The sequence below is a fragment of the Gymnodinialimonas sp. 202GB13-11 genome (genome assembly GCF_040932485.1).
Lineage (GTDB): Bacteria > Pseudomonadota > Alphaproteobacteria > Rhodobacterales > Rhodobacteraceae > Gymnodinialimonas > Gymnodinialimonas hymeniacidonis.
This window is the reverse complement of sequence record NZ_JBFRBH010000001.1, coordinates 3,306,363-3,323,465: the sequence shown is the minus strand read 5'-3', so window position 1 is coordinate 3,323,465 and position 17,103 is coordinate 3,306,363. Positions and strand designations below refer to the sequence as shown.

The following is a 17,103-nucleotide window of genomic DNA, read 5'->3' as shown; positions in this document are numbered from 1 at the left end:
CTCCGGCCGGTGGTGCCGATCAGTGCGAGAAGATGTCGACTTCGGGCCACCCGGCGAGGTCCAGTTTCGCACGGGAGGGCAAAAATTCAAAACACGCCTGCGCGATGTCGGTGCGCCCTTCGCGGGCCAGCATCATATCAAGCTTTTCCTTGACCTGATGAAGATAGAGCACGTCGGAGGCCGCATAAGCCTGTTGCGCATCTGTCAGGGTATCTGCGCCCCAGTCCGAGCTTTGTTGCTGCTTGGAGATGTCCACAGACAGCAATTCCTGCAGCAGGTTCTTTAGACCGTGGCGGTCGGTATAGGTGCGCACAAGTTTGGACGCGATCTTGGTGCAGTAAACCGGCGCGGTCAGGGCACCGAAAGCGTGATACATGACCGCGATGTCGAAGCGCCCGAAATGGAACAGCTTGAGCGTGTTCGGGTCGGTCAAAAGGCGTTCAAGGTTGGGGGCGGAGGTTTGGCCCTTGGCGACTTGGATCAGGTGTGCGTTGCCGTCCCCGTCGGAGAGTTGCACGACACAGAGGCGGTCACGGTGGGGGTGCAGGCCCATGGTTTCGCAGTCGATCGCCACAATGGGACCCAACGACAGGTCATCGGGCAGATCGTTTTGATACAAATGGATCGTCATGGTCGCGTCCCTTTCCGTCGGGAATTGGCAATCGATGCGGCGGAAGGGGAAAGGCGGCCTATCGGGACGATTTTCTTCGAAAATCACCCTACCGGCCCCTGACACTTTCTTCGAAAGTGCAGGTTGGTGCCCAGGAGAGGACTCGAACCTCCACGTCCATACAGACACCAGCACCTGAAGCTGGCGCGTCTACCAATTCCGCCACCTGGGCAGGTGTCGTGAGAGCGGCTGATATATCCGGCGGAATGCGCCGTCAATAGTCCTGCTCGAAGAAGATGCCGATACTTGAGCTGCCATCCGATCCGACGCTGCCACGCGCGGTGAAATTGGGCGTCAGGTCGATGTTGAGCGACAGGTCGGCATCCCCTTCGGCGTTGATCGTCACGTCAGTGTAGATGTTTTCCGACAGGTAGCGCCCGGCGGTGACGGCGGCGTTGCCTTCGTCGTCGGTGCTGAGGTCCAGATCGTCGAGGCCCAGGCCATCGCGCAGGCCCGCGATGAAGCCTGAATTGGTGGAGCCACCGGCAAGTGAGGTTGCAGCGTCGGCCAGTTGCAAAAGCTGCAGGGGTGACAGGCCGGATACGGAGCGTCCGAAGAGGAGTTGGGCCAGCACCTCATCCTCGGGCAGCGAGGGGTCTGAGGCGAAGGTGATTTCGGGGTTCGAGGCCGCGCCGTCTACGCGGATGGTGATCTGGTAGCCGGAGGCGCGGCTGACAGCGGCAAGGCGTAGGAACGGGTCGAAACTGCCTTGCAGGGTCGCTTGGCCTTCCACGAAATCCAATCGCGTGCCGAGGATCGAAAGGCGGCCACGTACGAGTTCGAACTGGCCGGTGGGGATGACGTTGGCAGTGGTGCCGAACAGGCGGATGGAGCCGCCGAATTCCGCATCAATCCCACGCCCGCGCAGGAAGATGCGACCGGGTGCGGTGATGTTGATGTCGAGCGCGGTGGTGGCGCTTCCCCCGCCGGAGCTGCCTGCACTGCTGCCCAAAAGGCCGGCGAAGCGGCGCGTCAAACGCTCCTCCGGGGTTTCGCCAAGATGGCGGATGTCGGGGATTGCGGCACTGCCCGCGAGGCTGGCTTCGGGAACCCGGATCTCAGATTCACCGAGGGTTATATCGCCTGAGATGCGCGGACCGCGCGCCAGAGGGCCACTAACGGACAGATCGGCGCGGGCGATTTGGGCGTCATAGAGGGTCGGGTCCACAATGCGACCATTCACGAGAGAGACGTTGATTTGCCCATCCAGACCGGGGCTACCGAGATTTATGGAGCCTTGGGTGCTGAGTTGCCCGCCGGTCGAAAGCGTTCCGTTGCCCGTCAAATTCACCCGCCCTCCGGAGATTTGCGCGTTCAGGCCAATGTTTTCCACCGCCAGCGCATAGGTCGGCACGGCAATGCGGGCGTTGTTGCTCGAAAGGGTGCCGCTGAGCGCGGATAGACCGGGCGCGCCTTGCATGGACAGGTTGAACCCAAGCGTGCCACGGATTGACCTTGGCTGGATATAACGGTTGGCCAATGCAAGCGGGGCCTGGCCGTTCAGGCGCAGGTCGACAGCATTGTTCGGTAGGCCCACGCGGCCCGCGACATTGGCGTTCATGCCGCCGGGGCCGCCAAGATCCGCGTTGACCTGCCACGGGTCTTCGCCCTGCCGCGTCAGAATGGCGTCGGCACTGACCGGACCGGAAAGCGCGTCAGTGAACAGCCCGACATTGGCAAGGCGCGCATCCACATCGACGCGGCTGACGGTGGGGCTGACGCTGGCTTCCCCTGTCAGGGTCAGTTCGGGGTTGCGAACGGACAGATCGGTCAGGCTAAGGACATCGCCAGTGCGATTGGCGGTCGCGGTTATCTGGGTGCGCCCGGCCAGAAGCTGGGGCGGCACGCCGTTGCCAATATCCAGGCCAGTGGCTGATGCTGTGAGGTCGAGTGCGAAATCACCAGTGTCGGCGTCGAAGGTGCCTTGGGTGTTTGCGGCAATCTCATTCGGGCCGGTTAAGGCAACGTCGATGTCGAAGGGCGCGGTTCCCTGCCGTGCAACCTCGGCAGTTATGGCGACTGGGCCCGAGAGGAAATCGGTGAAATATCCAACCTCGCGCAGTTCGAATTCGGCGGAGGCGACGGTGTCGCCCGAGGTCAGAGATGCTTCACCTGTTAGATCGAGTTCGGCATTCTCCAGGTTGAGGCCAGTTAGCGTCAGCCCTGTTTCGTTCCGCACGACGTTAGCGGCAAGCTGTGTGTCCCCGGCGAAGATTTCGGCGGGCACAGCATCGACAAAACGGAGGTCCGTGCCCGTGCCTGAAATCGCCAGATCAAATGCGCCGGACAGCGGTTCAATCCCGCCTGCCAGGCCGAGTGTTGCTGCCCCGTCGAGCGGTTGGCCGGCGACTGCGGCGAAGCGAGACAGATCGGCGACCGTCGCGGTGACATCCATCGCAACGTCAAGGCGGTTCTCACCCGTCTGAAGAGAAGCCCCGCCGGTGGCCGTTACATCACCGCTCTGCGCCACAAGGTCTGACAGGATCAAGGGTGCGCCCGCAATCCACGACAGGGTTGCGTCGAGAGAGATACGTTCGCCAAGGGCTTGCGCGACGGCAGGGTCGGTATGCTGGACGCCTGACAACGCGGCGGAGAGTTCGGCGGCGGTGGCCTCGATCCCCGTTTCGGTAATAGCTGCGGTGCCTTCGAAACGGAGTTGCCCATTCTGAACGGCAAGATCTTCGACGGTCAGGCGATCAAGGCCTATAATAAGCGCGTAAGCATCCCCTGCAGCGCGGTCATAGGTGACGCTCAGGTCAGCCCCGGCGATTTCGGTGGGCGTGCCGCCAGACGGCAAGCGTACGCGTTCGCCTTGCGGCGGGGTGATCTGACCGGTTAGGTCCACAATTTCAGGCAAACCGCCGGGCGACAGCGCAACGGAGCCCTCAAGCGACAGCGCAGCGGAGCTCAGGCGCAGCGCATCAAGGCTCAGGCCGCCATCAGGCTCCTGCCGCGCTTGCGCTTGTACGCGCGTATCCGCACCGAAGAAGTCGCGGAAATCGGGTAGGAGAAGTGGGCGAATATCACCGCCGATGTCGACGGTCAGAAGCTGATCCCCATCTGTGCCTGTCGAGGTGATCACCTGCCCTGCGATGCGGTCCTGCCCTTCGGTTTGCAGCGTAATCTGGCTGGCGAAGTCGGTGATTGGGCCTTCGCCCTCAATCGAAAGGCTCAGATCCGGGCGACCTGGTAGGCCGAGCAGTTCGGCCGTCAGACCCTCCTCCGGTTCCGCCAGCAGAAGCGACAGCGCGAGGTCGCGGCTGGTATTGTCGTACTCTGCCTGAAGCGCGAAGGTTCCCCCCGGGCCATCCAGACGTTCCAGCGCGATATCTGCCTGTCCGGCCCCGCCGATCAACTGCCCTGAGCCTTCCACCGAAAGGGTCGCAGGCAGGCCGATGATCGGCTCGCCCAGCACGACCTCCGCAATGGCGAAGCGACCAATTTCGATGCTGACGGGAAGCTCAGGCAGGGCGAAAGGCGTGGCTTCGGTATCGGCCAGATCAACGCCCTCGTCCGCCAGTGGCGGGCGCAGGATTTCGAGGCGATCGGCGGTCAATGCATCAATCTGCAACGCGCCTGTCAGAAGGGCCGAGCGGGACCAATTCAAGGTGGCATTTTCAAGCGTAAGCCAGACGCCATCCGCGTCAGAGATGGTCAGCTCATCAAGTTGCGCTTCAGACGATAGCGCGCCACGAAAGCCCTCAATGCGGATCTGGCGCGCGGCGCCGTCAGACAGTTGGTCTTCAAGGAAGCGGATCAGCCGGGATCGATCATCATCCTGTGCGACCGCGGCAGTCGGCAGCAGGAGGAGCAGAAGGATACAAAGCCACCGCATCAGAAGCTGTGCCCAATACCGATATAAAGGAACAGATCTTCGCCCACGCCGTCGCCGCGCAGCGGGGTGGCGAGATCGACGCGGATGGGGCCGAACGGGGTCGCGTAGCGCACACCAAGCCCGCCGCCTGCGTGCCAATCGCCATCGCCGCCCAGCGTGTCTGCACCGATAAAGCCTGCATCGGCAAAGGCGACGAGGCCGAAATTCGTTTCTCCAATGTCCTGGCGGAACTCGGCGGAGAGGCCCGCAAAGCTGCGCCCGCCTGCATCCTGGCCAAGCTGGGTCGCGCCGAGCGATTGGAATTCCTGCCCGCGCACCGTGCCCGCCCCGCCCGAGAAGAACAGGAAGCTGGGCGGGATTTCGGTGATCTCGCCTCCGACAACGTTGCCGAGTTGCGCGCGCAGGGCGACGCGGCTTGCGCGATCTTCGCCAAACCCGAAATAGGCGCGGCCATCGACGTAAGTGCGTGCGCCTGAGCTTCCTTCATCCGTCACGAACGGGGTGGCGGAGGCTTCGAGGAAGAACAGCCGCCGCGCGTCGAGCGGGTCTTCGCGCCGGTCCCAAGTGACGGAGGCGGGCAGCGACAGCAGCGTGACCTGGCGTTCGCCGAACTGGTCGTCGATGTCATAATAGTCGAGGGCGACACCGGCGGATGCGGTCAATGTGCGGGTGAAGCGATGCTCAACCCCGACCTCAGCGCCGATATTGATCAGGCTAAACGCGGGCTCATCGAGGTAATCCGCGCCGATCTCCGCATAAGCGGTGGTATCGGGCGTGAAAGTTGCGGGGCGCGAATAGCGCAGGCCGAGGGACGCATCGATGCCCTCAACATCTTCGGTGGATAGGCCTTCCGATCCCACACCGCTGATCTCCCCTTCAATGCGCAGGCGTTCAGCCCCACCGAAGAGGTTGCGATGCAGCCAATAGGCGCTGACGCCAAGGCCGTCATCAGTGGAGAATTCGACACCTGCCCCAAACCGGCGCGGTAGGCTTTCGACGAGGGTTGCGGTGATGTTCATCGTACCATCGGGGCCAACGTCGCCTTCTTGCAAAGCGATGGCTGAGAACACGCCAGTGTCTTGCAGGCGCGCTTCTACCCGGTCGAGTGTTTCGGGTGAGAAAGTCTCCCCCTCGGGAAGGCCACCGATGGCAAGGATACGCTCGGTCCGCATACGCTCATGGCCTTCGGGGTCGAGCGTGCCGAACCGGACGATCTGGCCGGGATCAATGCGGACCCGGACGTCCAGCACCGCTTCGCCGTTGCGGGCCGTGATCTGTTGGTCAGCCACACCTGCGGTCGCATACCCCACAGCGCGCCATGCATCTATGGCAGCGGCGGCCGTATCGCGGAGTACCGGAGTTGAGGCTGCACCACCGGCACGGAAGTCGCCGGGAAGGTCGGTGTCGTTGGCAAGCGGGCTGATCTCAGCCGTACCGAACGTGAATTCGGGGCCGGGTGTGACGCGGATCGTGACGTTCGATACGGATTGCGGCGCACCGAAGGGGGGAATGCGCGCGGCCTCGCGCCCATCCACATCAATGCGCACCACCGGTGAGAAATGCCCTGTGTCGTAAAGTGCTGCTACCAGCCGCCCATAATCCGCCCGTGCGGCGGCGATGATATCCTGTGCTGTGCGGGCCTCTTCCGTTTCCTGCAGCAGGAGGGAGGCGGCGCGCAGGCGATCCTGCAGGTCTTCATCGGCTTCTGGTGCTACAATCTGCACATTCTGTGCCGCGGCCGGGCCAAGACCCAAAGCCAGAACGACCGATAAGATCAGAGGTATTCGCGCAGACATATTCATTTCGTAGTTTGCCATCCTGGCAAACGCCAGCAGTATACCGTCGGTTCCCCCAATATGCGCGGAAAGTTGAGACGTTTTGCGCCTTGCCGCTCGTGGGGCGGGGACGTATCACAACCCAAACGCGACCGGAGGAGCCCAGAGATGGCTAAACTCGTCACCATTTTCGGCGGCTCGGGCTTTGTGGGCCGCTACATCGCTCGCCGCATGGCCAAGCAGGGATGGCGCGTGCGCGTGGCTGTGCGCCGCCCGAATGAGACGCTGTTCGTGAAGCCCTACGGTGTTGTCGGACAGGTGGAGCCGATCCTGGCCAATATCCGTGATGATGCTTCGGTGCGGGCCGCAATCCATGGCGCGGATGCTGTGGTGAATTGTGTGGGCACGTTTGATGCCGGTGGCAAGAACAACTTCGACGCTGTCCAGCATGAGGGCGCGGCCCGGATTGCACGCATGGCGGCGGAAGAAGGGGCGGAGACTATGGTCCATATCTCAGCCATTGGGGCCGATGCGGAAGGCAATAGCCTTTATGCGCAATCCAAAGCTGCTGGAGAGGCCGCCATTCTTGAGGCGTTCCCGACGGCGATGATCCTGCGCCCTTCGGTTGTGTTCGGCCCGGAAGATCAGTTCTTCAATCGCTTTGCGGGCATGACACGGCTTGGTCCGATCCTGCCGGTGGCCGGTGCGGAAACGCGGTTTCAACCCGTCTATGTCGATGATGTTGCGCAAGCCGCCGTCAAAGGCATTCTTGGCGAGTCGCATGGCACGTATGAGCTGGGTGGCCCCGATGTGGAGACCTTCCGTGAGTTGATGAACCGCATGTTGGGCGTCATTCGTCGTCGCCGTCTGGTTCTGAATATCCCGTTCTTCGTGGCGCGCATCATGGCGTTTGTTCTGGACATGGCACAGACGGTCACGCTTGGCCTGTTCAACAACGGCATTCTGACGCGCGATCAGGTGCGGTCCTTGGCATCCGACAATGTGGTTGGGGAAAATGCGCAAACGCTGGCGGATCTTGGCGTCGAGGCGACGGCGATGGAGGCTGTGCTGGACGATTACCTCTACGTCTTCCGTCCATCCGGGCAGTATTCCGACATCAAGGAAAGCGCACAGAACCTGCGGGAAAGCTAAGTGTAGGCAATCCCCAGCAGGATCAGCCCAAGGACGACGCGGTAGATCACGTATGGCGTGAAGCTGACGCTGCGCAGAAGTCTGAACATCAGGATCAGCGCGGCGAGGGCTGCGATAAAGGAGAAGCCCGCTGCGATCGCACCGTCCCGCGCGGCGGCGGCATCCGCCGTGGCAATCACCTCGGCCCCTGCGAAGACGCCCGAGGCGATAATCGTTGGGATAGACATCAGCATTGCGATGCGCGCGGCACTTTCGCGGTCATATCCAAGATAACGCCCGGCAGTGATCGTGATGCCGCTGCGGGACGTGCCGGGGATAAGCGCGATGGCTTGCCAAAGGCCCATGACGATGGCGTCACGCAAGGTCCAATCCTCGGAGCGTTTCTCCTCCGCGCCTTTTTGGTCGGCCCAATACAGCACGAGGCCGAAGATCAGCATGGTCCAGCCGATGACTGCGATGGAGCGGAGGTTGTCGTAGATTCCCGTGATTTCCAGCAGGAGCCCGAAGAGGATCACGGGGATGGTGGCGATCAGCAGGAGGTAGGCGAGTTTTGATCCGGGCGTGTCGATCTTTCCGGTGAGCATCCGCGGGATGCCGGCCAGGCCCATCTTCACGTCCCTCCAGAAGTACAGAACGACGGCGCCCAGAGTGCCGACATGGACGGCCACATCGATGACCTGCCCCTGATCCTCCATACCCGTGAGATTCGGTAGCAGAATCAGGTGGCCCGAAGACGAAACCGGCAAGAATTCGGTGATGCCTTGGATGAGGGCGAGAATCAGCAGGTGAAGCAGGCTCATTTTTGATCAATCAACCCGCTCTTTAAGTATCTGATTTAATTCTATTTTCCTAATTAAAGGTAAACTATGCTGCCATACAAAGACATGTTTCCCGCTCAAAGACTGTTTCTTTTGCGCATCTGAAAGCATAAAGGTCAGCATAGTTGTCTTTTTATCCCCAAAGACCACCGATATACGGGCCGCTCAGGATAGGGAGCGATGGTTTGGCTAAGCAACCCATGTTGAAGTTTGTCACTGTTGGTAAGGAGATGCCCGAAAAGCGGGCAGCGGACCAGCGGAAAGAGGATTTCGCCGAGATCTATGGCGAGTATGCGCGCGAGAAGGCGGCGGAGCAGGCTGGGCGGTGCAGCCAGTGTGGCGTGCCCTATTGTCAGTCGCATTGCCCGTTGCACAACAATATCCCCGACTGGCTGAAGCTGACCGCTGAAGGTCGCCTGCGCGAAGCCTATGAGGTCAGCCAGGCCACGAACACCTTCCCGGAAATCTGCGGCCGCATCTGCCCGCAGGACCGCCTTTGCGAAGGCAATTGCGTGATCGAGCAATCGGGCCACGGCACTGTGACCATCGGCTCGGTTGAGAAATACATCACCGACACGGCTTGGGATGAAGGCTGGGTCATGCCCATCGCGCCATCTGTTGAACGGCCTGAATCTGTTGGAATTATCGGCGGAGGCCCGGGTGGCCTTGCAGCCGCTGACATGCTGCGGCGCGCGGGTCTGCAGGTGACAATCTATGACCGTTATGACCGCGCTGGCGGGCTGCTGACCTATGGGATTCCCGGCTTCAAGCTGGAGAAAGACGTGGTCATGCGGCGCAACAAGCTGCTGGAAGATGGCGGCGTGAAGTTCGAGTTGAACTGTGACGTTGGCCAAGACATCACGCTCGCCGAAATCCGTGAAGAGCATGATTTCGTGATCATCGCGACCGGCGTCTACAAGTCGCGTGACTTGCCGGGGCCGAATGCGACTGCGACCGGAATGGTGCGGGCGATCGACTATCTAACCGCCTCTAATCGCAAGTCTTTTGGCGATGCTGTGCCGGAATTCGACAATGGTGAGCTGAACGCCGAAGGCAAGCGGATCGTCGTGATCGGCGGGGGCGACACGGCCATGGATTGCGTGCGCACGGCAACGCGGCAGGGTGCGACGAGCGTGAAGTGCCTTTATCGTCGGGATCGGGCGAATATGCCGGGCTCGCAGCGTGAAGTGCAGAACGCGGAAGAGGAAGGCGTTGAATTCGTTTGGCTTTCCGCGCCCAAGGGCTTCAACGCGACGAATGACGTTGTGGACGGCGTTTTGGTGCAGAAAATGCGCCTTGGTGCACCGGACGTCACGGGCCGCCAATCGCCGGAAGTCATTGAAGGCGCTGACTATATCGAAGGCGCAGACATGGTGATTAAGGCGCTGGGTTTTGAGCCTGAGGATCTTCCGACGCTGTGGGACACACCAGAGCTTTCGGTGACACGCTGGGGCACCATCAAAGCCAAGCCGATGACCCATGAAACGGACCTCGAAAACGTGTTCGCGGTTGGTGACATCGTGCGCGGTGCCTCCCTGGTTGTCTGGGCCATCCGCGATGGACGTGAGGCAGCGGAGGCGATCCTAGAACGGGTTGCCGCGGCCCCGAAAACCGTCGCCGCGGAGTGACCCGTCCGTGCTGAAACCCGCTGTAGGGAACCTGTAGTTATTCTGTAGTGCATCTGTAGTTACACACCGGACGCTACTGGGTCCCACGAAATTCCAAAATGACAGGATTACTGACCTGATGCCGCCCATTCGTAGACAAATCCTTAACGCCGCCCTGCTTGGGATGGTCTCGGCTGTTCCGGCTGCGGCGCAAAGCGGCAGCGACCTGTTCCCGGTGCCCGAAGGGTGCACGGCGTTTTTGACGGTTCAGTCGCGGTCATGCCTCGTGTCGCATCACTGGCGGTGTGACAGCGATCCGGAAGGCAGCCATTGGCGTGTCACGCTGGATCAAGACGGGCCGTTCTACCTCAACTACACCGACGCGGAGTTTCGCTGGTTGCAGGCGTTCAACCTGCGCACGGGAAGCCGCGACGTTCTGATCGAACCGGAAGAAGACCCGGCCAGCATGGCCGAGCTGCTGGAAACTGGAAATGACACGATGGTCTTCTCCATCCGGGAGGAGCGCGCCGAGGGCATTTTCCAGCGTGATTATACCGGGTTCGACCGGCTGACCGGAGACGAGATCGCGATTGATGGGCGGTCCCTGCTGGTCACGGAATTTGCCTATCAGTGGGAAACCACGGCGGGGCCACGTCGCACGGAAGGCACCCAATTCGTGTCGCGTGAGATGGGGCTGTTCTTCGGTGGGCTGGAGACGGTCACAACCCCGGGCGGCGAGACGTTTGAAGGCAATTACAGCCCCGTGGAGTTCCATGAAGCGGGCGATCCTGACTTTCTGACGACGCAGCCGGAATATGATTGCGGCGACATGATGAGCGCCCTGCCTTTGGATCCGGTCTGGAGGGTTGCGCAGTGAGAGTGATGAGGTTGGCCAAAGCCAGATTTGCCGTAGCGTTTTTGCTGGCCCTCGGCCTGTCCGTTCCGGTTAGCGCACAGCAAACGCCATGGTCGCTTTCGGTGCGCAGCGAAGTGCTGACGGATGAGATCTCAGGCGTGGTCAACGATTTTGGGGACGAGACGGTTGATACGATCTGGGCATCTCCGACCGTCTTCATCTTGGATGGGATCGCGCGACCGTGTGAGGCTTACGATTATTTCGAGGTGAACTTCTTCGGTGGCCGCGGTGCGCCGGGGTGGGACCTGAACGTCATCTTCGAAGTGCAGCGCACTGGCACCGGCTGGGCCGTTTCGAACCCGGGGGTTTTCTTCAATGAAGTGAACCGCGATGCCGCGCCGGTCCGGTCCTGGGAGGCATTCGACAATGTACGGATCGCGGTATCCAACATCGAGTGTACGCCGCAGGGGCGGATGCGGGTTCAGATGGAATTCGCGGTGCCTTTGGTGGGCACGCGGGGACAACCGAGCTTTGAGATGCGCGGAGTTGCGCGTGGGGAATACGACATTGAACTCGATTGAGCGCACAGATCATCGCAGGCTGGCGACGGCTGAGCGGATGCCAGCGGAAGTTGTTCACGGAGGGCAAGCATTGTGAGCATTGCTGACCCCTATCGGACCAGCGGAAAGCTGGACGGCGCGTGCCTGTGCGGCGCTGTGCGGATCACCGTTGATGGTGACTACATCGCGGCGATCGGCGTGTGTCATTGTGGTATTTGCCAGCGTTCCAATGGAGTTGTGTGGGGTGCGTTTCAGGCGAATGCCGATGCGGTGACGGTTGAGGGTGATGTTGCCAGCTATGCCTCCACCGAATTTGCGACGCGCACGTTTTGCCCGACCTGTGGGAGCAATCTGTGGCTTAGGGATAATGAAGAGGGCGCGGTTTATGAGTTGATGCCCGCGCTGTTTCCCGATGCTGCCGGTTTTCCTGTGATCTCGGAGATCTACACCGACTGCGCGCCGTCCTATGCGGCCCTCGCGGGCGACCATCGCCGTGCGACCAAGGCCGAGTATGAGGCCAAGAACCGCCATGTTACGGAGGGTACGGCATGAGCCTGCCATATGATTTGTCAAAGACCGGGCGCGTCGCGTCGATCTTCCTGCTGGCCTATATGGCGGCAGAGCTCCTGTTTACGTGGCATTCGTTCCAGCTGTTCGGGTTTTATGACGCCATCGACGGCAATCTTCTGTCCGCAGCCGAGATGGATGCGGAAGCGGCCCGGATCGACGGGACCGGAATCTTTGTGGCAGGCGTGTTCCTGATCGCCTTGATCGGAAGCTATATCGCCAGCGGCATGTGGATTTACCGGGCTGCAAGTAATGCGCAAGCGGTGACACCGAACCCTGAGGTCATTACGCCCGGCTGGGCGGTCGGTTGGTATTTCGTGCCGTTTGCGAACTTCGTGATGCCTTACAAGGCGATGCGGCAGACATGGGACGGGTTGGTTGGGTCCGGTGGGCGTGATTGGCCATCCTGGGCGATCATTTGGTGGCTATTGTGGGTTGCGACGACTGTGATTGCAGGGGTCAGCAACAACATCAACTTCAACGCGTACACGATTGAGGATTTCCGCACGGGGACGACGCTCGATGTGGTGTCTTCCCTGACGGCGATCCCTGCCGCGTTCCTGTTTCGCAAACTTATTCTTGAGATGACGGCCATAAGTGCTGAGGCGCGGCCCGCATCTTCGACCCCTGACCTTGAGGAGGGACAGCTATGACCCGTTTTGACGCTGATTGGGCCAAGGCCGAGGAAACCAAGCGCGCGTGGATGGAGGAGAATTCTCTGTTCCGGGAGGAGCATGAGCATTCGTCCTGCGGTGTCGGGCTCGTGGTGGCTGTGGATGGCAAACCATCGCGCAAGGTGGTCGAGAATGGGATCAACGCGCTGAAGGCAGTCTGGCACCGGGGGGCGGTGGATGCGGACGGGAAGACCGGTGACGGCGCCGGTATCCATGTGCAAATCCCCTACAAGTTCTTTGGCGAGCAGGTGAAGCGCACCGGCCACGAAATGCGGGATGAACTGCTGGCCGTGGGTCAGGTGTTCTTGCCGCGCAATGATTTCGGCGCGCAGGAGACGTGCCGGACCATCGTGGAGTCGGAAGTTCTGCGGATGGGCTATTACATCTATGGCTGGCGCCATGTGCCGGTAGAGGTGTCGTGCCTTGGCGAGAAGGCCAATGCGACGCGGCCCGAGATTGAGCAGATCATCATTTCCAACGCGAAGGGCGTCGATGAAGAGACGTTTGAGCGGGAATTGTATGTGATCCGGCGTCGGATCGAGAAGGCGGCGCAGGCGGCGGGTGTGGGGCAGTTGTACCTGTGTTCGCTGAGCTGCCGGTCGATCATCTACAAAGGCATGATGCTGGCCGAGCAGGTCGCCGAGTTCTACCCCGACCTAATGGATGAGCGGTTCGAGAGCGCTTTTGCGATCTACCATCAGCGGTATTCGACCAACACGTTCCCGCAATGGTGGCTGGCGCAGCCGTTCCGCATGTTGGCACACAATGGTGAGATCAACACGTTGAAGGGCAACTTGAACTGGATGAAGAGCCATGAGATCCGCATGGCGTCTTCGTTTTTTGGCGACATGGCAGAAGACATCAAGCCGATCGTGGCGGGCGGGTCGAGCGACTCGGCCGCGCTGGATGCGGTGTTCGAGGTGCTGGTGCGGGCCGGGCGCAATGCGCCGATGGCCAAGACCATGCTGGTGCCCGAGGCCTGGAGCCAGACGGCGACGGAACTGCCGCAGGCGTGGCAGGACATGTATTCGTACTGCAATAGCGTGATGGAGCCGTGGGATGGCCCTGCCGCCCTGGCGATGACCGATGGACGTTGGGTGTGCGCAGGGCTGGACCGGAACGGTCTGCGGCCGATGCGGTATGTGGTGACGGGTGATGGGTTGATGATTGCCGGATCGGAAGCCGGGATGGTGCCGATTGATGAGGCCAGCGTGGTGGAAAAGGGCGCGCTTGGGCCGGGGCAGATGATTGCCGTGGATATGCAGGAACAGGCCCTGTTCCACGACACGGAGATCAAGGATGCGCTGGCGGCCAGTCGTCCGTTTGGTGAGTGGACAGACAAGATCACCGACCTCGAAGCCGAGATGGCCGGTGCGACGGAGAAGACGCTGTTTGACGGATCTGACCTGCGCAAGCGGCAGATTGCGGCGGGTTATTCGATTGAAGAGCTGGAGCAGATTTTGGCTCCGATGGCGGAGGACGCGAAGGAAGCGCTCGCGTCGATGGGGGATGATACCCCGTCCGCCGTGCTTTCGAGCCAATATCGCCCGCTGAGCCACTATTTCCGGCAGAACTTCAGCCAGGTGACGAACCCGCCGATCGACTCGCTTCGCGAATACCGCGTGATGTCGCTGAAGACGCGGTTCGGGAACCTGAAAAACGTTCTGGATGAAGACTCGTCACAGACAGAAATTTTGGTTTTGGACAGCCCGTTCGTGACGAACGCGCAGTTCGACAAGATGGTGAGCTACTTCCAAAGCTCGGTCGTCGAAATTGACTGTACCTTTGATGCGGGTGCGCCTGCGGGTGCGCTGCGTGAAGGCTTGGCGCGGATCCGGGCTGAAGCGGAGGATGCCGTGCGGTCCGGCGCCGGGCACATCGTTCTGACCGACCAACATCAGGGCGAGGGTCGCGTGGCGATGCCGATGATCCTTGCGACATCCGCTGTGCATTCCGGGCTGACGCAGAAGGGTCTGCGGACGTTCTGCTCGCTGAACGTGCGGAGTGCGGAGTGCATTGACCCGCATTACTTCGCGGTTCTGGTGGGCTGTGGCGCGACGACCGTGAACGCGTATCTGGCGCAGGATAGCCTGGCCGACCGGATCGACCGTGGCCTGATCGAAAGCAACTTGACGGAAGCCATGGCGCGGTACCGGGCGGCAATTGATGCGGGTCTGTTGAAAATCATGGCGAAGATGGGGATTTCGGTGATCTCGTCCTATCGCGGGGGTCTGAACTTTGAGGCCGTGGGCCTGAGCCGCGCCATGGTGGCGGAATACTTCCCCGGCATGCTCAGCCGGATTTCCGGGATCGGCGTGAGTGGCTTGCAGCGCAAGGTCGAAGAGGTCCACGAAAAGGGCTGGCTGCGTGGCGAAGGCGTGCTGCCGATTGGTGGCTTTTACAAAGCCCGCCGCTCAGGCGAGACGCATGCCTGGCAGGCGACGACGATGCATATGATGCAGGCGGCCTGTGATCGCGCCTCCTACGGTCTTTGGAAGCAGTATTCCGAGAAGATGCGGAGCAATCCGCCGATCCACCTGCGCGATTTGATGGATTTCAAACCGCTGGGCGCGCCGGTGCCGATTGACGAGGTGGAAAGCGTCACGTCGATCCGCAAGCGGTTCGTGACGCCGGGCATGTCGCTGGGCGCGCTGAGCCCTGAGGCGCATAAAACGCTGAACGTGGCGATGAACCGGATTGGCGCGAAGTCGGATTCCGGCGAGGGCGGCGAAGACCCCGCGCATTTCCACCCGGAGCCCAATGGCGACAACCCGTCTGCGAAGATCAAGCAGGTGGCCTCGGGCCGGTTTGGTGTGACCGCCGAGTACCTGAACCAGTGTGAAGAGCTGGAGATCAAGGTCGCGCAGGGTGCGAAGCCCGGTGAGGGGGGCCAGTTGCCGGGGATGAAGGTCACGGACCTGATCGCGCGGCTGCGGCATTCGACGAAGGGTGTGACGCTGATCTCACCCCCGCCGCACCACGATATCTATTCGATCGAGGATCTGGCGCAGCTGATCTATGACCTCAAGCAGATCAACCCGCGCTGTAAGGTGACGGTGAAGCTTGTGGCATCTTCGGGCGTTGGCACGATTGCCGCCGGTGTGGCGAAGGCCAAGGCCGATGTGATCCTGATTTCCGGGCACAACGGCGGCACCGGTGCGTCGCCTGCGACTTCGATCAAATATGCCGGTTTGCCGTGGGAGATGGGCCTGACCGAGGCGCATCAGGTTCTTGCGATGAACAACCTGCGCGAGCGGATCACGCTGCGCACGGATGGCGGTTTGCGCACGGGGCGTGACATCGTGATGGCGGCGATGCTGGGGGCCGAGGAATACGGCATCGGCACCGCCGCGTTGATCGCGATGGGCTGCATCATGGTGCGTCAGTGTCAGTCGAACACCTGCCCGGTGGGCGTGTGTACGCAGGACGAGGCGCTGCGCGAGAAGTTCACTGGCAATGCCGACAAGGTTGTGAATCTGATCACGTTCTACGCCGAGGAAGTGCGGGAGACGCTGGCGTCAATTGGCGCGCGTAGCTTGGATGAGGTGATCGGGCGGGCGGATCTGCTGTCTCAGGTGAGCCGTGGCTCGGCGCATCTGGATGATCTGGACCTGAACCCAATGCTGATCACCGTCGATGGGGCTGCGGACATCACGTACGACCGCAACAAGCCCCGGAACGAGGTGCCTGACACGCTGGATGCGCAGATCGTGAAGGATGCGCACCGGTTCCTTGAGGATGGTGAGAAGATCGAGCTGTCCTATGCCGTGCAAAACACGCTGCGTACGATTGGGACGCGGACGTCGAGCCATATCGTGAAGCGGTTCGGGATGCGGAATGACCTGCAGCCGGATCATTTGACGGTGAAGCTGAAAGGGTCGGCTGGCCAATCGCTGGGCGCGTTTGCGGCACCCGGTCTGAAGCTGGAAGTCAGCGGCGATGCCAATGATTACGTTGGTAAGGGCCTGTCAGGCGGCACTGTTGTGGTGCGTCCGCCGATGGCTTCTCCGCTAGTCGCTGCGGACAACGTCATCATCGGAAACACAGTGCTTTATGGTGCGACAGACGGCTATCTCTTTGCCGCCGGCCGGGCCGGGGAACGGTTCGCCGTTCGGAACTCCGGCGCGAAGGTGGTGATCGAGGGCTGCGGATCCAACGGGTGTGAATACATGACCGGTGGGGTGGCTGTGATCCTCGGGTCGATTGGCGCAAACTTTGGCGCGGGCATGACCGGCGGGATGGCGTATCTTTACGATCCCGAGGGTGAGGCGCTGGTGAACATGAACCTTGAGACGCTGGTGACTTGTCCGGTGACGATGGATCATTGGGAGGCGCAGCTGCGCGGTCTGGTGGAACGCCATGCCGAGGAGACAGGAAGCGCCAAGGCGAGGGACATCTTGCAGCATTGGGAGATGGAGAAGGCAAACTTCCTTCAGGTCTGCCCGAAAGAGATGCTGAACAAGCTGGAGGTGCCGCTGGGCATCGAAGAGACAGCCGTTCCGGCGGAATAGACAAGGTTTGCCCCGATTTCCCAGTGAAGTCGGGGCAAATTGCCGAGACTCGCCATTTTTTCACCTCAAAATAGACTT

At 61.2% G+C, this 17,103-nt stretch carries 11 protein-coding genes and 1 tRNA gene; 7 read left to right on the top strand and 5 right to left on the bottom strand.

Annotated elements, in window-relative coordinates; genetic code table 11:
* Window positions 1-19: 19 nt before the first annotated feature.
* The 4 genes from V8J81_RS16960 to V8J81_RS16945 form a co-directional block, all read right to left on the bottom strand.
* A complete protein-coding gene (locus V8J81_RS16960; protein WP_368476931.1) occupies window positions 20-631 on the bottom strand; it encodes a ribonuclease D in 612 nt (203 codons plus the stop codon).
* Between the two features lie 124 nt (window positions 632-755).
* A tRNA-Leu gene (locus V8J81_RS16955) sits at window positions 756-842 on the bottom strand.
* Between the two features lie 42 nt (window positions 843-884).
* Window positions 885-4,505 carry a translocation/assembly module TamB domain-containing protein gene (locus V8J81_RS16950; RefSeq protein ID WP_368476930.1) on the bottom strand — a complete coding sequence of 1,207 codons (3,621 nt, stop codon included), beginning with the start codon at window positions 4,503-4,505 and terminating at the stop codon, window positions 885-887.
* Window positions 4,505-6,301 (bottom strand): autotransporter assembly complex protein TamA, encoded by a 1,797-nt coding sequence (locus V8J81_RS16945; protein WP_368476929.1) that lies wholly within the window; start codon window positions 6,299-6,301, stop codon window positions 4,505-4,507. The genes V8J81_RS16950 and V8J81_RS16945 overlap by 1 nt, the downstream gene beginning before the upstream one ends.
* A 147-nt stretch (window positions 6,302-6,448) precedes the next feature.
* Between V8J81_RS16945 and V8J81_RS16940 the strand changes: the two genes are divergently transcribed.
* Entirely contained in the window at window positions 6,449-7,432 is a 984-nt protein-coding gene (locus V8J81_RS16940) for a complex I NDUFA9 subunit family protein (RefSeq protein WP_368476928.1), read from the top strand.
* On the opposite strand, the gene V8J81_RS16935 is transcribed toward V8J81_RS16940, so the two are convergent.
* Window positions 7,429-8,232 (bottom strand): undecaprenyl-diphosphate phosphatase, encoded by an 804-nt coding sequence (locus V8J81_RS16935; RefSeq protein ID WP_368476927.1) that lies wholly within the window; start codon window positions 8,230-8,232, stop codon window positions 7,429-7,431. The genes V8J81_RS16940 and V8J81_RS16935 overlap by 4 nt on opposite strands.
* A gap of 203 nt (window positions 8,233-8,435) precedes the next feature.
* On the opposite strand from V8J81_RS16935, the gene V8J81_RS16930 reads away from it, so the two are divergent.
* From V8J81_RS16930 to gltB, 6 genes are all read left to right on the top strand, one after another.
* Window positions 8,436-9,878, top strand: a complete 1,443-nt coding sequence (locus tag V8J81_RS16930; protein ID WP_368476926.1) for an NAD(P)-dependent oxidoreductase — start codon at window positions 8,436-8,438, stop codon at window positions 9,876-9,878.
* A 118-nt stretch (window positions 9,879-9,996) separates the two neighbouring features.
* Window positions 9,997-10,734, top strand: a complete 738-nt coding sequence (locus tag V8J81_RS16925; RefSeq protein WP_368476925.1) for a hypothetical protein — start codon at window positions 9,997-9,999, stop codon at window positions 10,732-10,734.
* A gap of 5 nt (window positions 10,735-10,739) precedes the next feature.
* Window positions 10,740-11,294 carry a hypothetical protein gene (locus V8J81_RS16920; protein WP_368476924.1) on the top strand — a complete coding sequence of 185 codons (555 nt, stop codon included), beginning with the start codon at window positions 10,740-10,742 and terminating at the stop codon, window positions 11,292-11,294.
* Window positions 11,295-11,366: 72 nt separating this feature from the next.
* Window positions 11,367-11,825: a GFA family protein gene (locus V8J81_RS16915; protein ID WP_368476923.1), complete on the top strand. Its 459-nt coding sequence runs from the start codon at window positions 11,367-11,369 to the stop codon at window positions 11,823-11,825.
* Window positions 11,822-12,493, top strand: a complete 672-nt coding sequence (locus V8J81_RS16910; protein WP_368476922.1) for a DUF4328 domain-containing protein — start codon at window positions 11,822-11,824, stop codon at window positions 12,491-12,493. Before V8J81_RS16915 ends, V8J81_RS16910 begins: the two co-directional genes overlap by 4 nt.
* Window positions 12,490-17,025: a glutamate synthase large subunit gene (gene gltB / locus V8J81_RS16905; protein ID WP_368476921.1), complete on the top strand. Its 4,536-nt coding sequence runs from the start codon at window positions 12,490-12,492 to the stop codon at window positions 17,023-17,025. Before V8J81_RS16910 ends, gltB begins: the two co-directional genes overlap by 4 nt.
* The last annotated feature ends 78 nt before the right edge of the window (window positions 17,026-17,103 follow it).

What these genes read in the sequence shown, in the direction of transcription:
- V8J81_RS16950 (WP_368476930.1), bottom strand. Translation starts at nt 4,505, where the DNA reads ATGCGGTGGCTTTGTATCCTTCTGCTCCTCCTGCTGCCGACTGCCGCG.
- gltB (WP_368476921.1), top strand. Translation starts at nt 12,490, where the DNA reads ATGACCCGTTTTGACGCTGATTGGGCCAAGGCCGAGGAAACCAAGCGC.
- V8J81_RS16935 (WP_368476927.1), bottom strand. Translation starts at nt 8,232, where the DNA reads ATGAGCCTGCTTCACCTGCTGATTCTCGCCCTCATCCAAGGCATCACC.
- V8J81_RS16910 (WP_368476922.1), top strand. Translation starts at nt 11,822, where the DNA reads ATGAGCCTGCCATATGATTTGTCAAAGACCGGGCGCGTCGCGTCGATC.
- V8J81_RS16920 (WP_368476924.1), top strand. Translation starts at nt 10,740, where the DNA reads ATGAGGTTGGCCAAAGCCAGATTTGCCGTAGCGTTTTTGCTGGCCCTC.
- V8J81_RS16960 (WP_368476931.1), bottom strand. Translation starts at nt 631, where the DNA reads ATGACGATCCATTTGTATCAAAACGATCTGCCCGATGACCTGTCGTTG.
- V8J81_RS16945 (WP_368476929.1), bottom strand. Translation starts at nt 6,301, where the DNA reads ATGTCTGCGCGAATACCTCTGATCTTATCGGTCGTTCTGGCTTTGGGT.
- V8J81_RS16940 (WP_368476928.1), top strand. Translation starts at nt 6,449, where the DNA reads ATGGCTAAACTCGTCACCATTTTCGGCGGCTCGGGCTTTGTGGGCCGC.
- V8J81_RS16925 (WP_368476925.1), top strand. Translation starts at nt 9,997, where the DNA reads ATGCCGCCCATTCGTAGACAAATCCTTAACGCCGCCCTGCTTGGGATG.